The 15,540-nt window shown below is 53.5% G+C and carries 19 protein-coding genes and 1 tRNA gene; 5 read left to right on the top strand and 15 right to left on the bottom strand.

From position 1 onward, the window contains the following. Positions 1-636: 636 nt before the first annotated feature. The 6 genes from HK24_RS13195 to HK24_RS13170 form a co-directional block, all read right to left on the bottom strand. Positions 637-2,253 (bottom strand): dihydroxyacetone kinase subunit DhaK, encoded by a 1,617-nt coding sequence (locus tag HK24_RS13195; protein WP_086634862.1) that lies wholly within the window; start codon positions 2,251-2,253, stop codon positions 637-639. 350 nt (positions 2,254-2,603) lie between these two features. After that, on the bottom strand, positions 2,604-2,987 hold the full coding sequence (locus HK24_RS13190; protein WP_086634861.1) for a hypothetical protein: 384 nt from the start codon (positions 2,985-2,987) through the stop codon (positions 2,604-2,606). A gap of 177 nt (positions 2,988-3,164) precedes the next feature. Next, positions 3,165-5,228 (bottom strand): prolyl oligopeptidase family serine peptidase, encoded by a 2,064-nt coding sequence (locus HK24_RS13185; protein WP_086634864.1) that lies wholly within the window; start codon positions 5,226-5,228, stop codon positions 3,165-3,167. A gap of 8 nt (positions 5,229-5,236) precedes the next feature. Beyond that, on the bottom strand, positions 5,237-6,523 hold the full coding sequence (locus HK24_RS13180) for a serine hydrolase (RefSeq protein ID WP_086634860.1): 1,287 nt from the start codon (positions 6,521-6,523) through the stop codon (positions 5,237-5,239). Continuing rightward, a complete protein-coding gene (locus HK24_RS13175; RefSeq protein WP_086634859.1) occupies positions 6,520-7,740 on the bottom strand; it encodes an FAD-dependent oxidoreductase in 1,221 nt (406 codons plus the stop codon). The genes HK24_RS13180 and HK24_RS13175 overlap by 4 nt, the downstream gene beginning before the upstream one ends. Next, complete coding sequence (locus HK24_RS13170; protein ID WP_086634858.1) at positions 7,737-9,344, bottom strand: serine hydrolase; 1,608 nt, start codon at positions 9,342-9,344, stop codon at positions 7,737-7,739. Before HK24_RS13170 ends, HK24_RS13175 begins: the two co-directional genes overlap by 4 nt. Positions 9,345-9,831: 487 nt before the next feature. On the opposite strand from HK24_RS13170, the gene HK24_RS13165 reads away from it, so the two are divergent. Then, positions 9,832-9,908: transfer RNA gene (locus tag HK24_RS13165), tRNA-Ile, on the top strand. A 243-nt stretch (positions 9,909-10,151) separates the two neighbouring features. Here HK24_RS13165 and HK24_RS13540 read toward each other — a convergent pair. The 8 genes from HK24_RS13540 to HK24_RS13645 form a co-directional block, all read right to left on the bottom strand. Then, on the bottom strand, positions 10,152-10,355 hold the full coding sequence (locus tag HK24_RS13540) for a hypothetical protein (protein ID WP_143412343.1): 204 nt from the start codon (positions 10,353-10,355) through the stop codon (positions 10,152-10,154). Continuing rightward, positions 10,352-10,585 carry a hypothetical protein gene (locus HK24_RS13160; protein WP_086634857.1) on the bottom strand — a complete coding sequence of 78 codons (234 nt, stop codon included), beginning with the start codon at positions 10,583-10,585 and terminating at the stop codon, positions 10,352-10,354. The genes HK24_RS13540 and HK24_RS13160 overlap by 4 nt, the downstream gene beginning before the upstream one ends. Next, entirely contained in the window at positions 10,582-10,791 is a 210-nt protein-coding gene (locus tag HK24_RS13155; protein ID WP_086634856.1) for a hypothetical protein, read from the bottom strand. Before HK24_RS13155 ends, HK24_RS13160 begins: the two co-directional genes overlap by 4 nt. A 39-nt stretch (positions 10,792-10,830) precedes the next feature. Then, complete coding sequence (locus HK24_RS13150; protein ID WP_086634855.1) at positions 10,831-11,166, bottom strand: hypothetical protein; 336 nt, start codon at positions 11,164-11,166, stop codon at positions 10,831-10,833. Then, positions 11,163-11,642, bottom strand: a complete 480-nt coding sequence (locus HK24_RS13145) for a hypothetical protein (protein ID WP_086634854.1) — start codon at positions 11,640-11,642, stop codon at positions 11,163-11,165. Before HK24_RS13145 ends, HK24_RS13150 begins: the two co-directional genes overlap by 4 nt. Continuing rightward, positions 11,639-11,974, bottom strand: a complete 336-nt coding sequence (locus tag HK24_RS13140) for a hypothetical protein (RefSeq protein WP_086634853.1) — start codon at positions 11,972-11,974, stop codon at positions 11,639-11,641. The genes HK24_RS13145 and HK24_RS13140 overlap by 4 nt, the downstream gene beginning before the upstream one ends. Continuing rightward, positions 11,974-12,687 carry a hypothetical protein gene (locus HK24_RS13135; protein WP_086634852.1) on the bottom strand — a complete coding sequence of 238 codons (714 nt, stop codon included), beginning with the start codon at positions 12,685-12,687 and terminating at the stop codon, positions 11,974-11,976. Before HK24_RS13135 ends, HK24_RS13140 begins: the two co-directional genes overlap by 1 nt. An 87-nt stretch (positions 12,688-12,774) precedes the next feature. Continuing rightward, a complete protein-coding gene (locus tag HK24_RS13645; RefSeq protein ID WP_158093016.1) occupies positions 12,775-12,936 on the bottom strand; it encodes a hypothetical protein in 162 nt (53 codons plus the stop codon). A 217-nt stretch (positions 12,937-13,153) separates the two neighbouring features. Between HK24_RS13645 and HK24_RS13535 the strand changes: the two genes are divergently transcribed. Continuing rightward, positions 13,154-13,522 carry a hypothetical protein gene (locus HK24_RS13535; RefSeq protein WP_143412342.1) on the top strand — a complete coding sequence of 123 codons (369 nt, stop codon included), beginning with the start codon at positions 13,154-13,156 and terminating at the stop codon, positions 13,520-13,522. Positions 13,523-13,570: 48 nt separating this feature from the next. Here the strand turns inward: HK24_RS13535 and HK24_RS13125 are convergent, their stop codons facing one another. Then, positions 13,571-14,065, bottom strand: coding sequence for a phosphate-starvation-inducible PsiE family protein (locus tag HK24_RS13125; RefSeq protein WP_086634850.1), 495 nt, complete (start codon positions 14,063-14,065; stop codon positions 13,571-13,573). A gap of 251 nt (positions 14,066-14,316) precedes the next feature. Between HK24_RS13125 and HK24_RS13120 the strand changes: the two genes are divergently transcribed. From HK24_RS13120 to HK24_RS13110, 3 genes are read left to right on the top strand one after another with little or no spacing between them, the layout of a single operon-like run. Then, positions 14,317-14,580, top strand: coding sequence for a BrnT family toxin (locus tag HK24_RS13120; protein ID WP_086634849.1), 264 nt, complete (start codon positions 14,317-14,319; stop codon positions 14,578-14,580). Beyond that, complete coding sequence (locus HK24_RS13115; RefSeq protein ID WP_233126274.1) at positions 14,564-14,869, top strand: BrnA antitoxin family protein; 306 nt, start codon at positions 14,564-14,566, stop codon at positions 14,867-14,869. Before HK24_RS13120 ends, HK24_RS13115 begins: the two co-directional genes overlap by 17 nt. Before the next feature lie 31 nt (positions 14,870-14,900). After that, a complete protein-coding gene (locus HK24_RS13110; protein WP_086634847.1) occupies positions 14,901-15,485 on the top strand; it encodes a hypothetical protein in 585 nt (194 codons plus the stop codon). Positions 15,486-15,540 lie beyond the last annotated feature (55 nt).

Raw genomic sequence — 15,540 nt, 5'->3', positions numbered from 1 at the left:
GCGTCAATCAGCACGCCAAAAGCCCAAAATCAAAACCAAGGTACATCAACCAATAGTTCTTCGATCCCTCCAGGTTGATGCCAGCGCAGTAGCACCAAAAAGCATGATTGTACGACGTCGCTTTCTGCTTCGATACACCATGGGTTTCTTTCGATGACGGTTGGGATCACGGATCAGCCGTCCGGAACACTACATTTTGTTGCTGATTCAATATTAATTGCAACTAAGCAAGCGGTTCTGATGCAGAAACGAATGATTTATGAAACTGTGTGTATTTTTTTAGCAACAGTTTGATGTGGTAACGATTTTTTAAGCGTGAGGTAGTATGGTAGAAATATATGAGAGCGATAAGAAAACAGAATAAAAATATTGTTACGGATGTATTTTTATAATTATTTAGGTTTATATGACTGCTACAGTTCGAAGGTAATATATGGTTTTTATAGTAAAAATTTTTGTGGTTATTTTACATATTTAAATAAAGCTAAGGTGTAGTTTATTTCTATATAAGGTAAATATATATTATACGTATTATGGTATTGTTACAACTTTACAGGATAAGATACAAAGCACGTTGTTAGAGATTTCTGAAAATCGTAACAACGTGCAATGAGAATTTTAAAGCGCCACTACTCTTTAAGTGAAATTTGACAGTCCTTCCAGCAGGCGAGCTATGGCTTCTGCTCCTGGGTCAGGGATATTCTTGAGTTGTTCTTTCGGAACATAAGCTGCCCGGCCAGCTCGTGCTGGCATCTTCCGGGTGGCATCAGCACCTTCACGAGCAGCCTTTGCAGCCTGTTGGATATTCCCAGTTTGAAGTGCCGTTATTGCTGGAAACAACGCATCGAGCATTGTTCTATCTCCTTGAGACGCTCCACCGTATCTGTGCATGCGGTCCAGACCTGCCTCAAGCCCGCTTCGCCAATCCTGCTGTTGTCCAGCTGTGGCGAACATGATGGACAACAAAACCCCGCTGGAGCCACCAGCATTGCGCGCGAGAAGCCGTCCTATCGTTTCACATAGATGTTGGGGAGAAGCGAGGGGAAGGCGGCCAATTTCTTTGAGAATAACGCGGCTCGCCTCAGCGAACGTTGAGCCTGCATCGCCATCGCCAATCAGGGCATCAAGCGCATTGAGATCTTTTTCATTGTCTATGAGGACCTTTGCGCCTTGAGTGATAAGGCTCTCTACATAAGTGTCGGATGAGGGCTCATAGGAGAAAGTTTCAGGCAAGGCTGGAGTTTGCTTTGTCTGTACCCCCATAAAAGGGGCTAAACCCGGCCAAGCCCGAGGCTCAGCAGAAGATTTTAAGGCGTCGATAATGTCTTCTCTGGCAGGCGTGGCTGACAAAGAAAATCCATACATATCCAAGGAAGTCATCATCGGGGCAGGCCCGACAATAAATTCTATGCGGTCTGCAAATGCGGTTCTGGAAAGAGCATCAACTATGGCCTGAGCCTCTAGCACTGGAACTGCGCCCAGCATGTTGACCATAATGACTTGCTTATCATCTGTAAGAAATTTTTCGAGTGTATCTACGGCTTTATTAACTAAAACATCGAGTTTATCTACCGAGATCCGCTCAGCGCCAGGTTCGCCGTGAATGCCAAGGCCCAGTTCCGCCTCTGAGTCACTTAGCCGCGTTTTATGCTCCACATCGTAAACATTGACGTCTGATAGAGCGAGGCCGATCGACGCTGTTGATTGGATGGCATCAGTGGCAGCCTGTTTTACCTCTGCCAGGCTAGATCCCGTTTCTGCCAGATGGCCCGCGATTTTCTGAATAAGGACTGTCCCAGCGATACCTCGGGCATGAGTTCCGCGGCCAAGTGCGATGTCATCGGCCACAATGACGAGTTCAACGTTCTTTCCAAGAGTGCGGGCCTGTTCTGCGGCAAGGCCGAAATTCAACCTGTCTCCGGTATAATTTTTAACAATTAGGAGGCATCCTGCCTCGCCAGTCACTTCAAGGATGGCGGCGAGAATGGCATCCACATTAGGTGAGGCGAAGAGCGCACCGCAGACTGCTGCCGTCAGCATGCCTTTGCCGACAAAACCAGTGTGAGCTGGCTCATGGCCTGAGCCTCCGCCGGAAATGATAGCCACTTTCGACTTATCCCAGTCCCTTCTGAGAACGACATGGATATTCTCGTGTCCTTCAAGTCGGCAGAGATGATGCCCGACGGATGACCTGAGAAGCCCATCAAGACCTTCTGTAACAAGAGTGTCGCGGTGATTGTAGAAGCGCTTCATCGTATCTTTCGTCCTCAGAGGATCACTGAAGAAAAGAACGCATCAGCACGCTTTTTAGGTCGATCACCTTCGAGCGAGCCCCCTTGAAGCGTTCTGCTATCAATGTTGAATCTGCGGTGTTTGATGACGGATGAGGTTAGAAAAACCTCTATTTTCCTATGAAGACTTGCTGCCTCTGGAATTATAGAGAGACGGAAGAAATGGAATAGAAGATTGAAAGTATTTTTATGTGTACTTGTGAAGAATAAACGCAATTTGTTTTGGGTGTTAGTTCATGAATTCGCACCCTCTAAAATTTCAAAAATATTGAGAAGCTGTGTAGAATTAGGATCTACGACTATATTGAAATTTTACTCTTCGAAAAGTCCAAACTGATCAGGATAGGGCATAGCATTTCGGCTGATCTTTTTCTTTTTCCATTCAGCTAGTGCTCTATTGTACTCGACATGACGAAGCACGAATTGCAGCGCCTCTACGTGTTGTTCATTGCTTGCGTCCATCATATTCCGACGCCAGCCGGCCGCGATTAGCCAATATTCACCGGCAAGTCGCCAAGATCCGGCCTGATGAAGCGCTACGGCCTGCCGTTCAAGTTCATGATACTTGCTATTCGGGTTGGCAAGGGCTTTTGCCGTGATGATAAAGTCGTCGTTTTTCCATAGATACGTCGACTTCATGTAGGGGAACTGCCGTGTAAGGACACCCGGGTCTCCGAAATGTTCTTTGATCAGCATTGGAACCAGCCTGTCGTAAGATCTACGCCACTCGCACTGCACAACATAACCCTTGAAGACCCGGTTGAAGAATGTTGCCTCTATAGCGAACAGGTATATTAAAGTCGATTTTTTCTAGACGTACTCAAAGTTTGCGTGAAAAAATATCAGATAACATCTGTCGTGGGATAAGCCGCTTTATTGCACCTCAGCGTTTTCGAGATAGTGATCAAAAAATCGAATGGTCCAGCCGTATGCTGTCAGCCAGTTTTGCTGCCGAAGAAATTCGTGTCGTTCACCTGGGAATATATGATCCTCGTGCGTTACACTTGCCGCAGTTAATGCTTTGGACAGCAACACCGATTGCTCAAATTCCACGTCATGATCGTCATCCCCGTGGACAAGCAGGACCGGCGCGCGCCAGTGCGCGATGTCTGCCAGAGGGGAGGACCGCCATTCCGTTTCATGTTGTTTGCAGTTTTCTTCAGGGGACAGACCGGGATGATCTGGCTCTGTCATGTCATGGACTCCATGGAAGTCTGTACCGGCAGCGAACAATCCACTATCGCGGGCCAGTGCTAATCCGACAAGATAGCCACCCCAGCTTCCGCCCCAGATCCCGATATGCTTCGACGCTACGTCTGGTCTTGCCCGCAGATACTGCGCGGCGGCACGGACATCCTGGTATTCGCTGGCTCCCGCGCTCCCTATTTTGTCGGCCTCACGAAACGCTTGTCCATAGCCCGTACCGCTGCGATAGTTCACGGACAACACGACGTAACCGTGTGATGCGAGTGTCTGGTTCATCATGTAAGCGTTGGAATAGTATCCCATGGCATTGAAAGCCGGAATCATTTGCCGATTGGGTCCGCCGTGGACGAACACCAGCGCTGAATGAGGTCCATGCATTTCAGTCGGCGGAAGGAAAAGCTGACCGTGGATGTTGGTTCCGTCCTCGCTGCGAAACTGGACACTCTGCGGTGCAACGAAGTTGGTATCTTTAGGGAGTGTCGGCGTTACCGGCACCTTCCATTGTCCCTCGTGGTGAAGGATAGGGTGGGCCGTCTGGGTGGCACTTGTGACCATCACGGCTAGGTCCTCGCCAGCCATAGCAAGCGAGCCCGCTTCTGCTGCTGCATCCGTCATAGCTGCTGAATTTCCGTTCAACGGCTTGGACCATACGCGCCAGTGATCGAGCTCCCCGACATTGGAGGTATAGAAAATGGATTTACCGTCGGACGACAGAAGATAGGACGAAACCTCGGCTTGTTCAGGGGTTAAACATTGTGGCGTTGTGGCGCCAGCAGCAGAAATGGCGCAGATCCGAAGCCAGCCGCTTCCCTCCCAAGGAAACAGGATGCGCCCGTCTGGCGTCCATGTAAGATCAAGGTCGTCTGCTGCCCAAAACCTGCTTCCAGGCCCTTTTGGTGGTGTCCAGAGCAGTTGTTCTGCACCGCTTGTCAGGTCGTAGCTATAGAGGGACCAGAACTGGCCGTTTTCTGGACGCGTCAATAATGGAGGTTGCTGTACACGGACGAAAGCAAGATGCTTGCCGTCAGGCGAGAATGTGGGTAGCCGGTCGAACCCTAAACCTGGCGGAATAAAGCTGAGAACGCTGTGCTTCGTGTCCCATAATCCAATCATGCCGTGTGAACCACGATTGATCTCCAATGCGACAAACGTGCCATCCGGGGACCAGCGGAGGGCTGTAATCGTTCCGTCCGTAGTCATGACTGCCCGGGCAGAGGAGCCGGTTGCCCCGAGCAGCAGAGTGCTTCCTTGTGCAAAAGCGAGTTGCCGCCCGTCGGGAGAGAACTCTGGAAGATAGCCTTGGCCCGAAATGGTATTTTGTTTGCCATCGCGAACGACATGGACTGTGGCCGTAGGGCGGTAGGCGGCATTATCCGGGTTGGGAGCAGGGGCTGTGAGGGCTTCTGGATCGCCGCCTTCTACATAAGCCAGGGCCTTGCCATCCGGTGTGAGCGCCAGGCCCCAAAGGGGGGTTCCGTCATCCTTTAAGTAGGTTGTGGCCTGATGGGGAGCGTTTCCGGCATCCGAGATCATGACGTTACGCACGCCCTTGCGTTGTTCTACCCATGCCAGACGCTGCGCGTGCTTTGCTCCTACCATATCCGTCGCAAATGGCATCGCCATTAGGCTGGAAAGGCGTGACTGCGTCGATGCGTCGTCCTGAGCGTGGGCTGTCCAGGATGTGCATGAGAGAAGTGACAAGACCAACGCGCATGTGCGTCTACGGGGCATGGTAATCTTCATTGAACCGTTCCTGAAACAGACCCTGCGTTTGAAAGCGCGCTAAAAATCTCTTCTTCGACATTGGTAAAAGATGATATTTTTCCTAGCTTTTCCTTGCCGTCCTCAGGAAAACCATCGGCAATAAACAGATAGCCATCGCGCGTTGCTGGATTGAGCCAAAACCCGGACTTCAGACCGTAAGCATCCCCAAGGTGCCCAACCAGGGCGCCGTGGTAGCCACGCCATGGGGTTGTCGGGTGCCCTGATGGGTCGCGCGCGCCGGTCAACTGGATGGTCGCCAAACCGTAGCTTGCGATGGGATAAGGTCCTTCGCCATTATGACCATCGTAATGCCAGCCCGAATGCAGCATCGTCTGAAGCGATTGGGAGGAAAGGACTTTCACCCCCTGAAGCGTCCCGTTTTCGAACACGAACTGTGACAGACGACAAAGACCATCAAGGGAAATACGGCGGCCACCTTGCGGTGAAAAGATCGTGGCGTTCGTCCCGATCCGGTACTGGGCGGAGGCTTCTGGGGCGAAATGTGTATCACTGTCTTTGGCGGCTTCGTAGCCGGTGGCGGTATGATGATAGAGCGTTGCGAGACGTTCAGGATGGGAAAGAAGTGCCGGGTCATAGCCGCCATCAATACCAAGTGGCGTTAGCACGTGCTTTTGCTGGTAAAGATCAAAGCGCTCTTCGCTCACCAGCTCAATTATAGTGCCGATCAGGCCGTAACACAGATTACAATAGCTGAACCATGACCCCGGCTTCCGTCCGGGCAGGAAGTGGTAGTTTGCGGCCCCTGGGCGGCGGGACGCATCGAAAAATTCTGAAACGGTGTGATCTGCGGGTATTACATAGTCGTCTGCGTCTGCGATGCTTGCCGTATGGCTGAGCAACATGCGTGTTGTAATCGGTGTATCTGGAAAATCAGGGTTCCGCAGCGGGAAGCCAAGGTACTTAGAGGCATCGGCGTCCAAATCGATCCGGCCTTGATCCACCAGTTGCATCAGACCGATCGTCGTAACGAATTTCGAGACAGATGCGATGCGAAACAGGGTATCTGAATGGACGGGGGTGACGTCAGCGCCATTTTTGCGCGCAAAACCGCCCAAATATCGGTAAGACACGGCACCATTATGGATGCGCAGTGCGGCGAGTGCTGCCAGCGGGCGGGCCTCCCCATTTGTTAAAGTGTGCGTCAGTAGTGCGTCTGTGGGAGCAGGGGGAACGGCATATGCTGTGCAAGCGCTTGCCATAAGCAGGAATGCAGAAAGTCGACGACGTAGGTGTGCATTCATTTCTGAACTCCATCGGTATGAACGGCGGCGACTAATTGGGCGATTCGCGCTGCTGAACCGGCAGCAAGTGTGAAGCCGAGCGCACCATGACCTACATTGAGCAGAAGGTTGTCACATTTGCTCCGGCCGATAATGGGAACACCCGTGGGAGTGGCAGGTCGTAGACCGGCCCATGGAGAGTCACGGCCATGATCTGTGCTCGCCCGCGGGAGCGTTTGCCGTACGAGGGCGCGCAGCGATGCGAGACGCTTTGGGTTAAGAGACGTATCTTCCGCCCCGATATCGACCATTGCGGCAACACGCAGTGCATCGCCAAGGCGTGCATAGACTACTCGGTTATCGTAGTCGGTAACGCTCACAGACGGTAGCGTCTCGGGTGCGGGGCGGAGTGTAAGGCTGTAACCCTTCAGGCCATAAAGAGGTAGATGAATGCCCAGCGGGGCAGCGAGTGTGCGTGAGTTCAGGCCCGCAGCCAAGACAATCTGACCTGCTTCAAGATGTCGGCCGCCGACAATCAGCATGCACGTGTTGTTCGTGTCAGGTGCGAGCGTGGCTTTTTCCTGAAGGTATTGAAATCCAGGTGCGTCCAGAAGGGCTGCCTTCAAGGCCTTGCAGAAGAGATGGCTGTCCGCGACTTCATCTTCCGGTGAAAAAATGCCTCCTGCGAGATCTGGTGTCAGGTGAGCGAAAGCTGGCTCTATCTCAGCACATTCGGCAGGAGAAAGGGCTCTTTCCAAGGTTGTGTCCTGTATTCCTGATACAGCTTTCCTGAAAACGGCTTCATTCCGATAGAGGACAAGCTTTCCTGGTTGACGCCAAAGGAAACCTTTCAATCCCTCTTCGCGCCATATTTCCATCTCGGCCTGTCCTTCCAAGCCCAGCTGTAAAAGAACTTTTGCATTTCGACGGTTTGTTGTGCGTGTGCAGGCGGAAAGAAAGGACAGCATCCAACGCCACTGTTTCGGATCGGCCCGAAGACGAAGGGAGACCGGAGACCCGGATTTCAGCATCCAGCGCAGCGCCTGACGCGGAATACCAGCATCAGCTAGAGGAGTGACGTAGCGGTAGCTGAGTTGACCGCCATTGGCATAGCTTGCTCCTAGGCCGACATCTGCGTTCTGTTCGATCAGAGTTACGCGATGGCCCGCTCGGATGAGGGCATAAGCCGTCGAAAGCCCGATGACGCCACCGCCGATAACCGCAATATGCTGTTTCACGGGTGTGCCTCTCCGTGCGCTGTCTCTACTTTACGGGGGTGGAGATCCTGTGCATCGAAACTGAAATCAGATCCTAAAAGCTGCATCTTCATACCCATCACTTTGCCCGTGACGTCGCGTTCAAACTGGACATACGCGTCATCTTCGCTGTCTTCGTCTCGATTATCCCAACGTACGACGAACAGGTCATGCGGAAGAGCCTTTAGGGTCCCCGCCAAGCCATCGGCCTTGGAAAATGTTAGCCGTAGGTCTTGACCGCGCTCAGTGACGGAGATTGGTCCGCGCCAGTTATCCAGATAGTCGCCCATATAGTCCTGTCGCTGTGACGTCTGAAGTGTCACGAAAGGACGAGCAGGCGATCCGGGCCCAGTCGTAGTCGCAGCTACGCTATCGTGCGCTTTTGCTTCGTCTTCCTCGTGTTTCCAGTAACTGATCCAGTCAGCACTGTGACCGGTCGCGATGCGCGCGCTCAATGTGGTCGCCAGGGCGTAGGTTGCATTGTGGTCATCATGATTGGTTAGGATCACAACGGCACTTTTTAGTTCCGGCAGGAACGTGACGTAACTAACCATCCCTCCGATCGTACCGGTATGCCAGACGCGCTTGTGCCCGAAGAAGTCCTCCATGAACCACCCGTAGCCATAGGCGCGAAAATGCGTTCCGGTTAAAGCAGCCATGTCTGGCAAGGGAAGGAGAGCATGGGGCGCCCAAAGCGTGTCGCGGCTCTCGCTGCTGAAAATGCGCTTTCCTTCTGGCGTTTGTCCTCCTCCAAGATAGATCTGAGCCCAACGCGCCATTCCTTCTGCGCTACACCATATGCTGCCCGCCGGACCGACTGCTGGAAAACGGCGAGCTACCTTTTCGGGGAGGGGTGTGTGATCCCCTTGGCCGGTCGCAACGTCTGTCTCGCCCTTATATGGTGGTGTTGACTGGCATGCTGCCAAGCCGGATGCGTCGATGAGGCGGGTCTGGACGATATCTTCCCAGCTATGGCCTGTTACCCGTTCCACAAGCGCCCCAGCCACGACATAGAGCAGATTGTTGTAAGCATACTCCTTCCGGAAAGGAGCCGTGAAAGGCATATATGCGAGCCCGGCCAAAACGTCTTTGCGGGTGAATGTGCTGTGGGAGAAAAGCATCAGGTCTCCCGCTCCGAGACCCATGCCGCTATGGTGAGTCAGCAGGTCCGAGACACGGAAATCGCGTGTGATCCATGGGTCCGAAACACGAAATTCCGGCAGGTGATCAATCACGCGATCATCCCACTTCAGCTTCCCGGCATCTACAAGCTGTGCCAGAGCAGTGGCCGTGAATTCCTTTGTATTCGACCCAATGGCAAACAGGGTGCTGCTATCTACAGGCGCGCTATGGACATCCTCTGCGCGGCGTCCGTAACCGCGGTTGAAAACGATTTTTCCATCCTGCACGACAGCGACAGCAATACCAGGCACGTCAAAAGCCTTACGTGCCTGCTCTACAGTTGCATCGATATATGGAGCCGTTAACCCAGACGGTAGCTCTGCGGCTTGAACTCTATATGCCGGACGGAGCATCAGCGCCCCTGCGAGAAGAGCAGTTCCATACAGGGCGCGACGCTTGTTCATAACTGCTCGAAAACTCTCATCTTATATTGGTCCAGAAACGAACCTCTGTGTCAGATAAGAGAAATAAAGCATGGAATCAGGGGAGTGTCCCGTGACGAGATATACGTAGGTGATAACCTAAGGTTATGAAACATAGTGCTTTATCAATAACTTAAAAAAGAAACTTTCGCTGGTTGTAGCGGTATGTTCTTTGTTTGTTTGCAACCGGTGCACGCTCAATTCTGTATGGCTTCATGTCGGATGAACGAAGCGCCCAGTTCTGTGACAATAGGGGAAATGGTCTTATTCCTCAGCATCTCTTACAAGTTCAACCATCCGGAATTTCCGGAGTGTTCAACCGTCAAGGATCGCTTGACGGTTCAGTGGTCAAGAATTCCTTGATGACTGAGCCATTGGGAAATTCCCAAGAGTTCAATGCGGATAGTGGTCCGAACTGTACATGTGTCGGTCTTTTATTCTCCCTAAATGGCTGTTACAAAGCGGCAGCGCGCCTGTAGCTCAATTGGTTAGAGCCGTCCGCTCATAACGGATTGGTTGGGGGTTCAAGTCCCTCCGGGCGCACCAGCTCAACCATTGAGTGATACTCAATAGTTCGTGCTCGCAGACACGTCAGAAATATAAAGACATAATTAATTGCGGCATGACCGCACATTGCCTCAGAGTGACTGCACGCGATGCAGCGTACCGCCGAGGGTATCAGGTTGCAGCGATCTCTCGGCGGGATCTAGTCCCGCGTAATCTCATCCCAGACAATCGGGACGATAACAGCAGCGCAAAGCAGGACGAAAACGATCAGGGCGACGACGGCTATTTTTTCGAACATGCCCGCACCTGATCACGCAGCCCGATATAGTCACCGATCCAGCGCACGGTCTGGGGCTGTGGGTTCGCTCTGATTTCCGTGGCCAGCGCCTTCTGATCGGCAGCCGCGTAAGTCACTAATGTGGGGCAGGGCACATAACGCACGGAGGTGCAGCCGGTGACGGCAAGCGCCAAGACGAGCCATCTCATGCGCTGTTACCATCGAGCCGCGCCAAAACAGCATCTGTCGTAGCGGGCTTATCCGCCTGCGCCTGCGCCATCGCTTCGGCCTTTTCGGTGATTGCTGTTGCGCTATCAGTCGCAGCTTCTGCCGTCGTGACGGACGCGTTGTTCTTCCCGGCCCGGTACGAAAACCAGATCAGCCAGGAGACAAAGGAGAGGGCAATGATGCCCCCGCCGATGTAGACGTACTGGCTCAAGCAGTCGCAGCCGCTTCAGTCGTGGTCGTCTTCGTTTCCAGCGCCGTGACGAGGGAAGCGATGTTGCCCGCCAGACCAACGAGAGCCGCCTTGGCCGCTACCGTGTCGCAGTTCGGATCCAGCTTCTCGATGATGAAGCCGCCGAGAACCGGAAGCAGTTCCTGTCCAAGTGCGCCAGCTTCCTGAATGAGTGTGTCAGTTGCCATGATGGCATTTCCTTCTGAGTGGGTTGGGGTGTCCCGCAGTCAATCCGCGACTGGTGCCGCGGGCTTGCTGAGGATTTCGGGGATGGCGGCCTTCACCTTCGCTGCGTCCTCGCGAGCGACAGGAACGGCGGTAATGCCTGGACGCAGGCGAGGGAGCGCCCATCCAATGCAACCGCCAATGGCTGACATCAATTCGTAAAGTCCGGCCCACTTGCTCGTCGCTTCCGGGGGCTGGATCACGGCGCGCAGGATCGCGCAGCCAACAATCAGCCATGCCGGATAGATCAAATATTGAGCCGGGATCAGATCAGGCAGCAGCACCAGCAGAGAGCCGACGCCGCCAGCCTTGAGGAAGGTGTTGACGTTCGGGTTCATGCCGCGATGGCCTCCGCAAAGAAGGCGACATTCGCGACCGGATCAGCCGCGCCCTGTGCCGTATTGTAATGAGCTTTGTGATAGGTGCTCAGTCCGGCCGCATCGGTGGAGGCGGGCAGGGCATCACGCACGCGATAGAACCGGATGCGCGCCATCGCACAGGCATAGCGGAAGTTCGTGACCAACTGCGCTGACGCAGACAGATCAGGAGCGCGCATGCGAGTGCATATCGTCGCCAGCCGAGACTGTGCCGGGAAGTTGAGGAAGTTCGTCCAGCAATCGTCATGCGTGGCTGGCTCCATTTGCCAAAGACCAACGGCAGGGCCGCCGCCAACCTGCCGGACATAAGCGGCACGGCTTTCCGCAAGAGCCGTTCCCGTCAGCAGGTTCTCAGCCGCAGGAGACCAGAGCCCGAGCGCAATCAGCGTAGGCCGCACGATCTCGTATTTGAGCTGGCGAACGTCGAGGCCGGTCATACGTGATGCCAGTCCCGCCAGAACGCGAGCAGCTTCGGCCCCCAGATTGCAATGAAGATCAGAATGCCAGCAAGCGAACCCACGACCCATGTGAAGGCAGACTTGAAAAACGCCATTCCTCCAAGGAGATCGCGGGTCATATCCTTCAGGTCACGTAAATCCACGTCCTGGCGCTCCCCGCGCATCCGCCCCTCAGTTTGGACTTCCACCAATTTGAGTTGGATCGCTGTCATACCGCTCTCCACAGAGGAAAGGCGGCGTTCGTGATCGTCCAGCCTCCGCTCATGGTCATCAAGCCTAGCATCAGCAAGCACTGGCATAGCGTCGCCCATCAGGGCACCAGATTTTCGTAGTGAACACCCGCACGCCATTTCCAGGAACCGGAACCGCCACCTGTCGCAGTGAGGCGCAAGCATCCATTGGTGTCAGCCGCTACAGTAGCGGCAACGGTGCCATGATCAGAACCAATGGCGGGATAGTTGTTAGAAGACGAGCTGGCCGTCAGCACATAGCCAGAAGTCGTTAGATAACTCATGACGCCGGAAAACCGCTGCAAGAACGCATCAGCGCCGTTGCTGCTAACACCGATGATATTGATGTCGTATTCCGTCGCCCCTTGCCCTGGAATAACCATGCAGTTGGCTGTAGTGAGGTTCCCGCTATTATCTGTCGTTAGCGTCACGGTAGAGCCAGAAGCGCTACTTCCAACCAATCCCGGGAAATACGAATAGCCATTGAGCGCCCCGGTCGTGTTACCGCCCGTCAGGGGGAGATAGCCGTCGAGGGCATTTCCCAGATTGACGTAAATCGGGTTCGACTGCGTACCGACACGGCGTCCGTAGCTGAACATCTCAACCGGCATAGCGGCCTGGGTCGATCCAGCCTGAGCAGACGGAACAACTGAAGACAGCGCCGCAATAAGCGGGTTCTTAGCCGTGCCAACGCGCACGCCATATGAGAACGGCTCAACCGGATTAGCAGCCTGCGTCTGTGCGAAAGCGTGGGCGGCGAAAAGAAGGGGAACGACAAGCAATAGACGGCGCATGGGCGACATTTCGGGATACGAATTGTGCCGCCAGCGCGAAGCATGCCGTGACGAGATTCTAGGACAAAGTGGACGCAGAAAGCAACGCTATAAAGGACCGTAATGCGCTAAACCGAGAATGAGCGGCGTTGCACCAATGGCAAGCAAGCCAACGCCTCCTGCAATGATCGCAAATCCAACACTAAACCGTATCCAGCGCGTCATGATCGTATCTGCGCTGAAGCTGAAACCCTCGCTACCGGCGTGCATATCAATGCTCCCTCTGTCGCCTGAGAGAGTACTGTTTTTTATTGCTTTTTGTACAGAATCCCAGCGCATATCACCCCGCCATGTTGAAGACGGCTTAGGGGTGAGGGAGGTTTATAATTTGGGAGTGTAGGGAGGGGAAACACGCCGTTGCCATTCCTTACTGGCAAATTACGAGGGCTCGTTTCAAGGGTGGGCATCCGACTTTGGGAAGATGTTTATGAGCCCCCGAATTGCACCTTTGATCATTCTGGTTGTTAGTGCCATGCCTTTGCCGCTCTCGGCTCAGGGTACAACTGTCTATAACGGCCAGACTTACACAACCCTCAGCACCTCAGCTCCGTCATACAGCGACACTGAAAAGAGTGAACGTAATGGAGGCGATAAGTCTCATCACAGATGCGGGCCGCCTCCAGGTGGCTTTGGTCACAAGCCACCACAAGGTAAGGGTAATGATGGGGGCCGACCACCGCCGCCACCTATGGACAGCAATGGTCGGCCGCTACCTCCGCCAGACGGATGCCGCCCACCGCCACCGCCCGAAAACTCGGCAGGGAAATTTGACGGATCGAGCCTGTATCCGAATTGAGGGCCATTAGAAAAGCCGCCCTTTGAGGGGCGGCAACTCCCAAATGCCTCAGTGATCAGCTTCGGCCCCGGAAAGCAAGCCGCCTGAGCCGTCCCCCAAGGGGGGCGTAACTTTTCCGCGTACGAGCCAATAAACGACCCCCAAAGCCAGCACGGCGCCCGAAAGTGCGGCCATTTCCTGCACGTTGACTCCGTTCAGGTCGAGTACAATGAACTTCCGGACTGTCGCCATCATGCCGATCAGTAGGACCGACCGCATTCGGGCCATGCTGTGAGCCTGACCACCCGGCAGCACGAGAATGGAGTGTTTGAACTCCAGCGCAATCAGCACTGTGAAGAACATGCCAAAAAGGGCTTGCAACAAGACCGGGTTCGTTGGTTCAAGTCCTGTGCTCATCACCATGCGAACGACCGCGACCACAACGTGAAGTAGGCCAACGCAGGCTACGGCAGTAATGCACAAGGTCAGGATAAGCATGGCCGCTTCTTCGAACAGGTCCGAAGCGCGCGCCAGTTTCAAAAAACCGGGAATATTCTTAATCATAGTTGGCAACACATCTCCGTGAACAAGGGGAGATCGTACTGTCGGATTATGGTTTCGGGAAGATGAGAGTTTAAGCGCAGAAAGCCGTCTCGTAGGGCGGCTCCTTAGTCAGGCCGTAATAATGCTCCGCTTGAGCGCGACGTAGGGGAATAGGTTCATAAACCTGGCCTTTCTCTCTCGTCCGATACTGATTAGATCGTACATACAATTAGCTTGCGTTACTCTTTCTCTTTCCGTATATACAATAAGCCATGAGATACGACTGGGACGAAGCCAAGCGCCTAAGCAACATCGAGAAGCACGGCGTTGATTTCGTGAGCGCCGAAGACTTTGAATGGGATGCGGCGTTCATCAGGGCCAGCCAGTCTTCGAACGAGCCGCGTCTTGTTGCGCTTGGCCCGATTGATGACCGTCTTCATGTGCTGGTGTTCAGCATCGAAACCCGGACCGTTCGTATTATCAGCTTGCGGAAGGCCAACAAACGGGAGGTACTGCTCTATGTCTCGCAAGACTAACATCATCATGCCGACTGACGAAGAAGACGCCCGGATCAATCAGGGCATCGCGCTTGATCGTGACAATCCGGAAATTACTGAGGCGGATTTTCAGGATATGAAGTCAGCCTCAGAGATTGTGCCCGCATTGGCAAAGGTCAGGCGCGTTCGTGGTCCGCAAAAAGCTGCCACGAAACGTTCAGTCTCACTTCGTCTCGATCAGGATGTACTTGAGAAGTTCAAGAGCACCGGACCGGGCTGGCAGACGCGCATTAACGAGGCACTACGACGCGCCACAGTGGCGCATTGACCTGAATCCGCTCTGCCGGGGAAGGTGAAGAATGAGTGAAATTACGTCTTGGGCTGCTGTAGGAATATCTTTTGCCAGCGTGACAATCGCCGGGATACTCTTTTATCGCACGGTGAGAGCAGACCGACCCGTGGTTGAACATAAAATGTTCTGGAATGATTACCCGAGAGTTGGCCCTATTCTGAGCATAGATTTTAATATCACAAACAATTCCAATAGAAGTATCGAGGTTGAGGCTGTAAAAATTTCCTATCCGAAGGGATGGAAGATAATTACTAACATCCGTCGCGTTATCGATGTGATATACCGGGATAAAAAACACCTGAATACTGCAACGTGGCTTCCGATCCCAATGCGCTTAATGAGAAAAGATGGCGACGGGAAAGGCCTCGATAGATCCTTGTCGCCAAATCGCGTGGAAGAACGAATTTATGCGGTTCCGCCTAGAAACTATATTTCCTCACGAGCGGACAAAAGTCTGGCGATAACGATACGTTGCTCGCGCAATTCGTTTTCGATTTTCCGAACCTTTTCCACAGATAGATACAGAATTCCGCAGCATGCCAGCGTTGCAACCGCAGAGAGTAACGAGCAGAACGCTTCTGACGGGGGATGAATCATCCTCAGATTCTAGTTTTGTTCCGCGCGTCAGTACAAGCAAAAAACGTTGC

The organism is Gluconobacter sp. DsW_058, assembly GCF_002153615.1.
Taxonomy (GTDB): domain Bacteria; phylum Pseudomonadota; class Alphaproteobacteria; order Acetobacterales; family Acetobacteraceae; genus Gluconobacter; species Gluconobacter cerinus.
This window is presented reverse-complemented; position numbering and strand designations above follow the sequence as displayed.

Coding starts and splice junctions, on each gene's coding strand:
- HK24_RS13155 (WP_086634856.1), bottom strand. CDS start 10,791: ATGGCAACTGACACACTCATTCAGGAAGCTGGCGCACTTGGACAGGAA.
- HK24_RS13135 (WP_086634852.1), bottom strand. CDS start 12,687: ATGCGCCGTCTATTGCTTGTCGTTCCCCTTCTTTTCGCCGCCCACGCT.
- HK24_RS13150 (WP_086634855.1), bottom strand. CDS start 11,166: ATGAACCCGAACGTCAACACCTTCCTCAAGGCTGGCGGCGTCGGCTCT.
- HK24_RS13185 (WP_086634864.1), bottom strand. CDS start 5,228: ATGCCCCGTAGACGCACATGCGCGTTGGTCTTGTCACTTCTCTCATGC.
- HK24_RS13645 (WP_158093016.1), bottom strand. CDS start 12,936: ATGCACGCCGGTAGCGAGGGTTTCAGCTTCAGCGCAGATACGATCATG.
- HK24_RS13190 (WP_086634861.1), bottom strand. CDS start 2,987: ATGCTGATCAAAGAACATTTCGGAGACCCGGGTGTCCTTACACGGCAG.
- HK24_RS13535 (WP_143412342.1), top strand. CDS start 13,154: ATGAGCCCCCGAATTGCACCTTTGATCATTCTGGTTGTTAGTGCCATG.
- HK24_RS13540 (WP_143412343.1), bottom strand. CDS start 10,355: ATGAGATGGCTCGTCTTGGCGCTTGCCGTCACCGGCTGCACCTCCGTG.
- HK24_RS13195 (WP_086634862.1), bottom strand. CDS start 2,253: ATGAAGCGCTTCTACAATCACCGCGACACTCTTGTTACAGAAGGTCTT.
- HK24_RS13140 (WP_086634853.1), bottom strand. CDS start 11,974: ATGGGCGACGCTATGCCAGTGCTTGCTGATGCTAGGCTTGATGACCAT.
- HK24_RS13125 (WP_086634850.1), bottom strand. CDS start 14,065: ATGATTAAGAATATTCCCGGTTTTTTGAAACTGGCGCGCGCTTCGGAC.
- HK24_RS13115 (WP_233126274.1), top strand. CDS start 14,564: ATGTCTCGCAAGACTAACATCATCATGCCGACTGACGAAGAAGACGCC.
- HK24_RS13145 (WP_086634854.1), bottom strand. CDS start 11,642: ATGACCGGCCTCGACGTTCGCCAGCTCAAATACGAGATCGTGCGGCCT.
- HK24_RS13120 (WP_086634849.1), top strand. CDS start 14,317: ATGAGATACGACTGGGACGAAGCCAAGCGCCTAAGCAACATCGAGAAG.
- HK24_RS13110 (WP_086634847.1), top strand. CDS start 14,901: ATGAGTGAAATTACGTCTTGGGCTGCTGTAGGAATATCTTTTGCCAGC.
- HK24_RS13180 (WP_086634860.1), bottom strand. CDS start 6,523: ATGAATGCACACCTACGTCGTCGACTTTCTGCATTCCTGCTTATGGCA.
- HK24_RS13170 (WP_086634858.1), bottom strand. CDS start 9,344: ATGAACAAGCGTCGCGCCCTGTATGGAACTGCTCTTCTCGCAGGGGCG.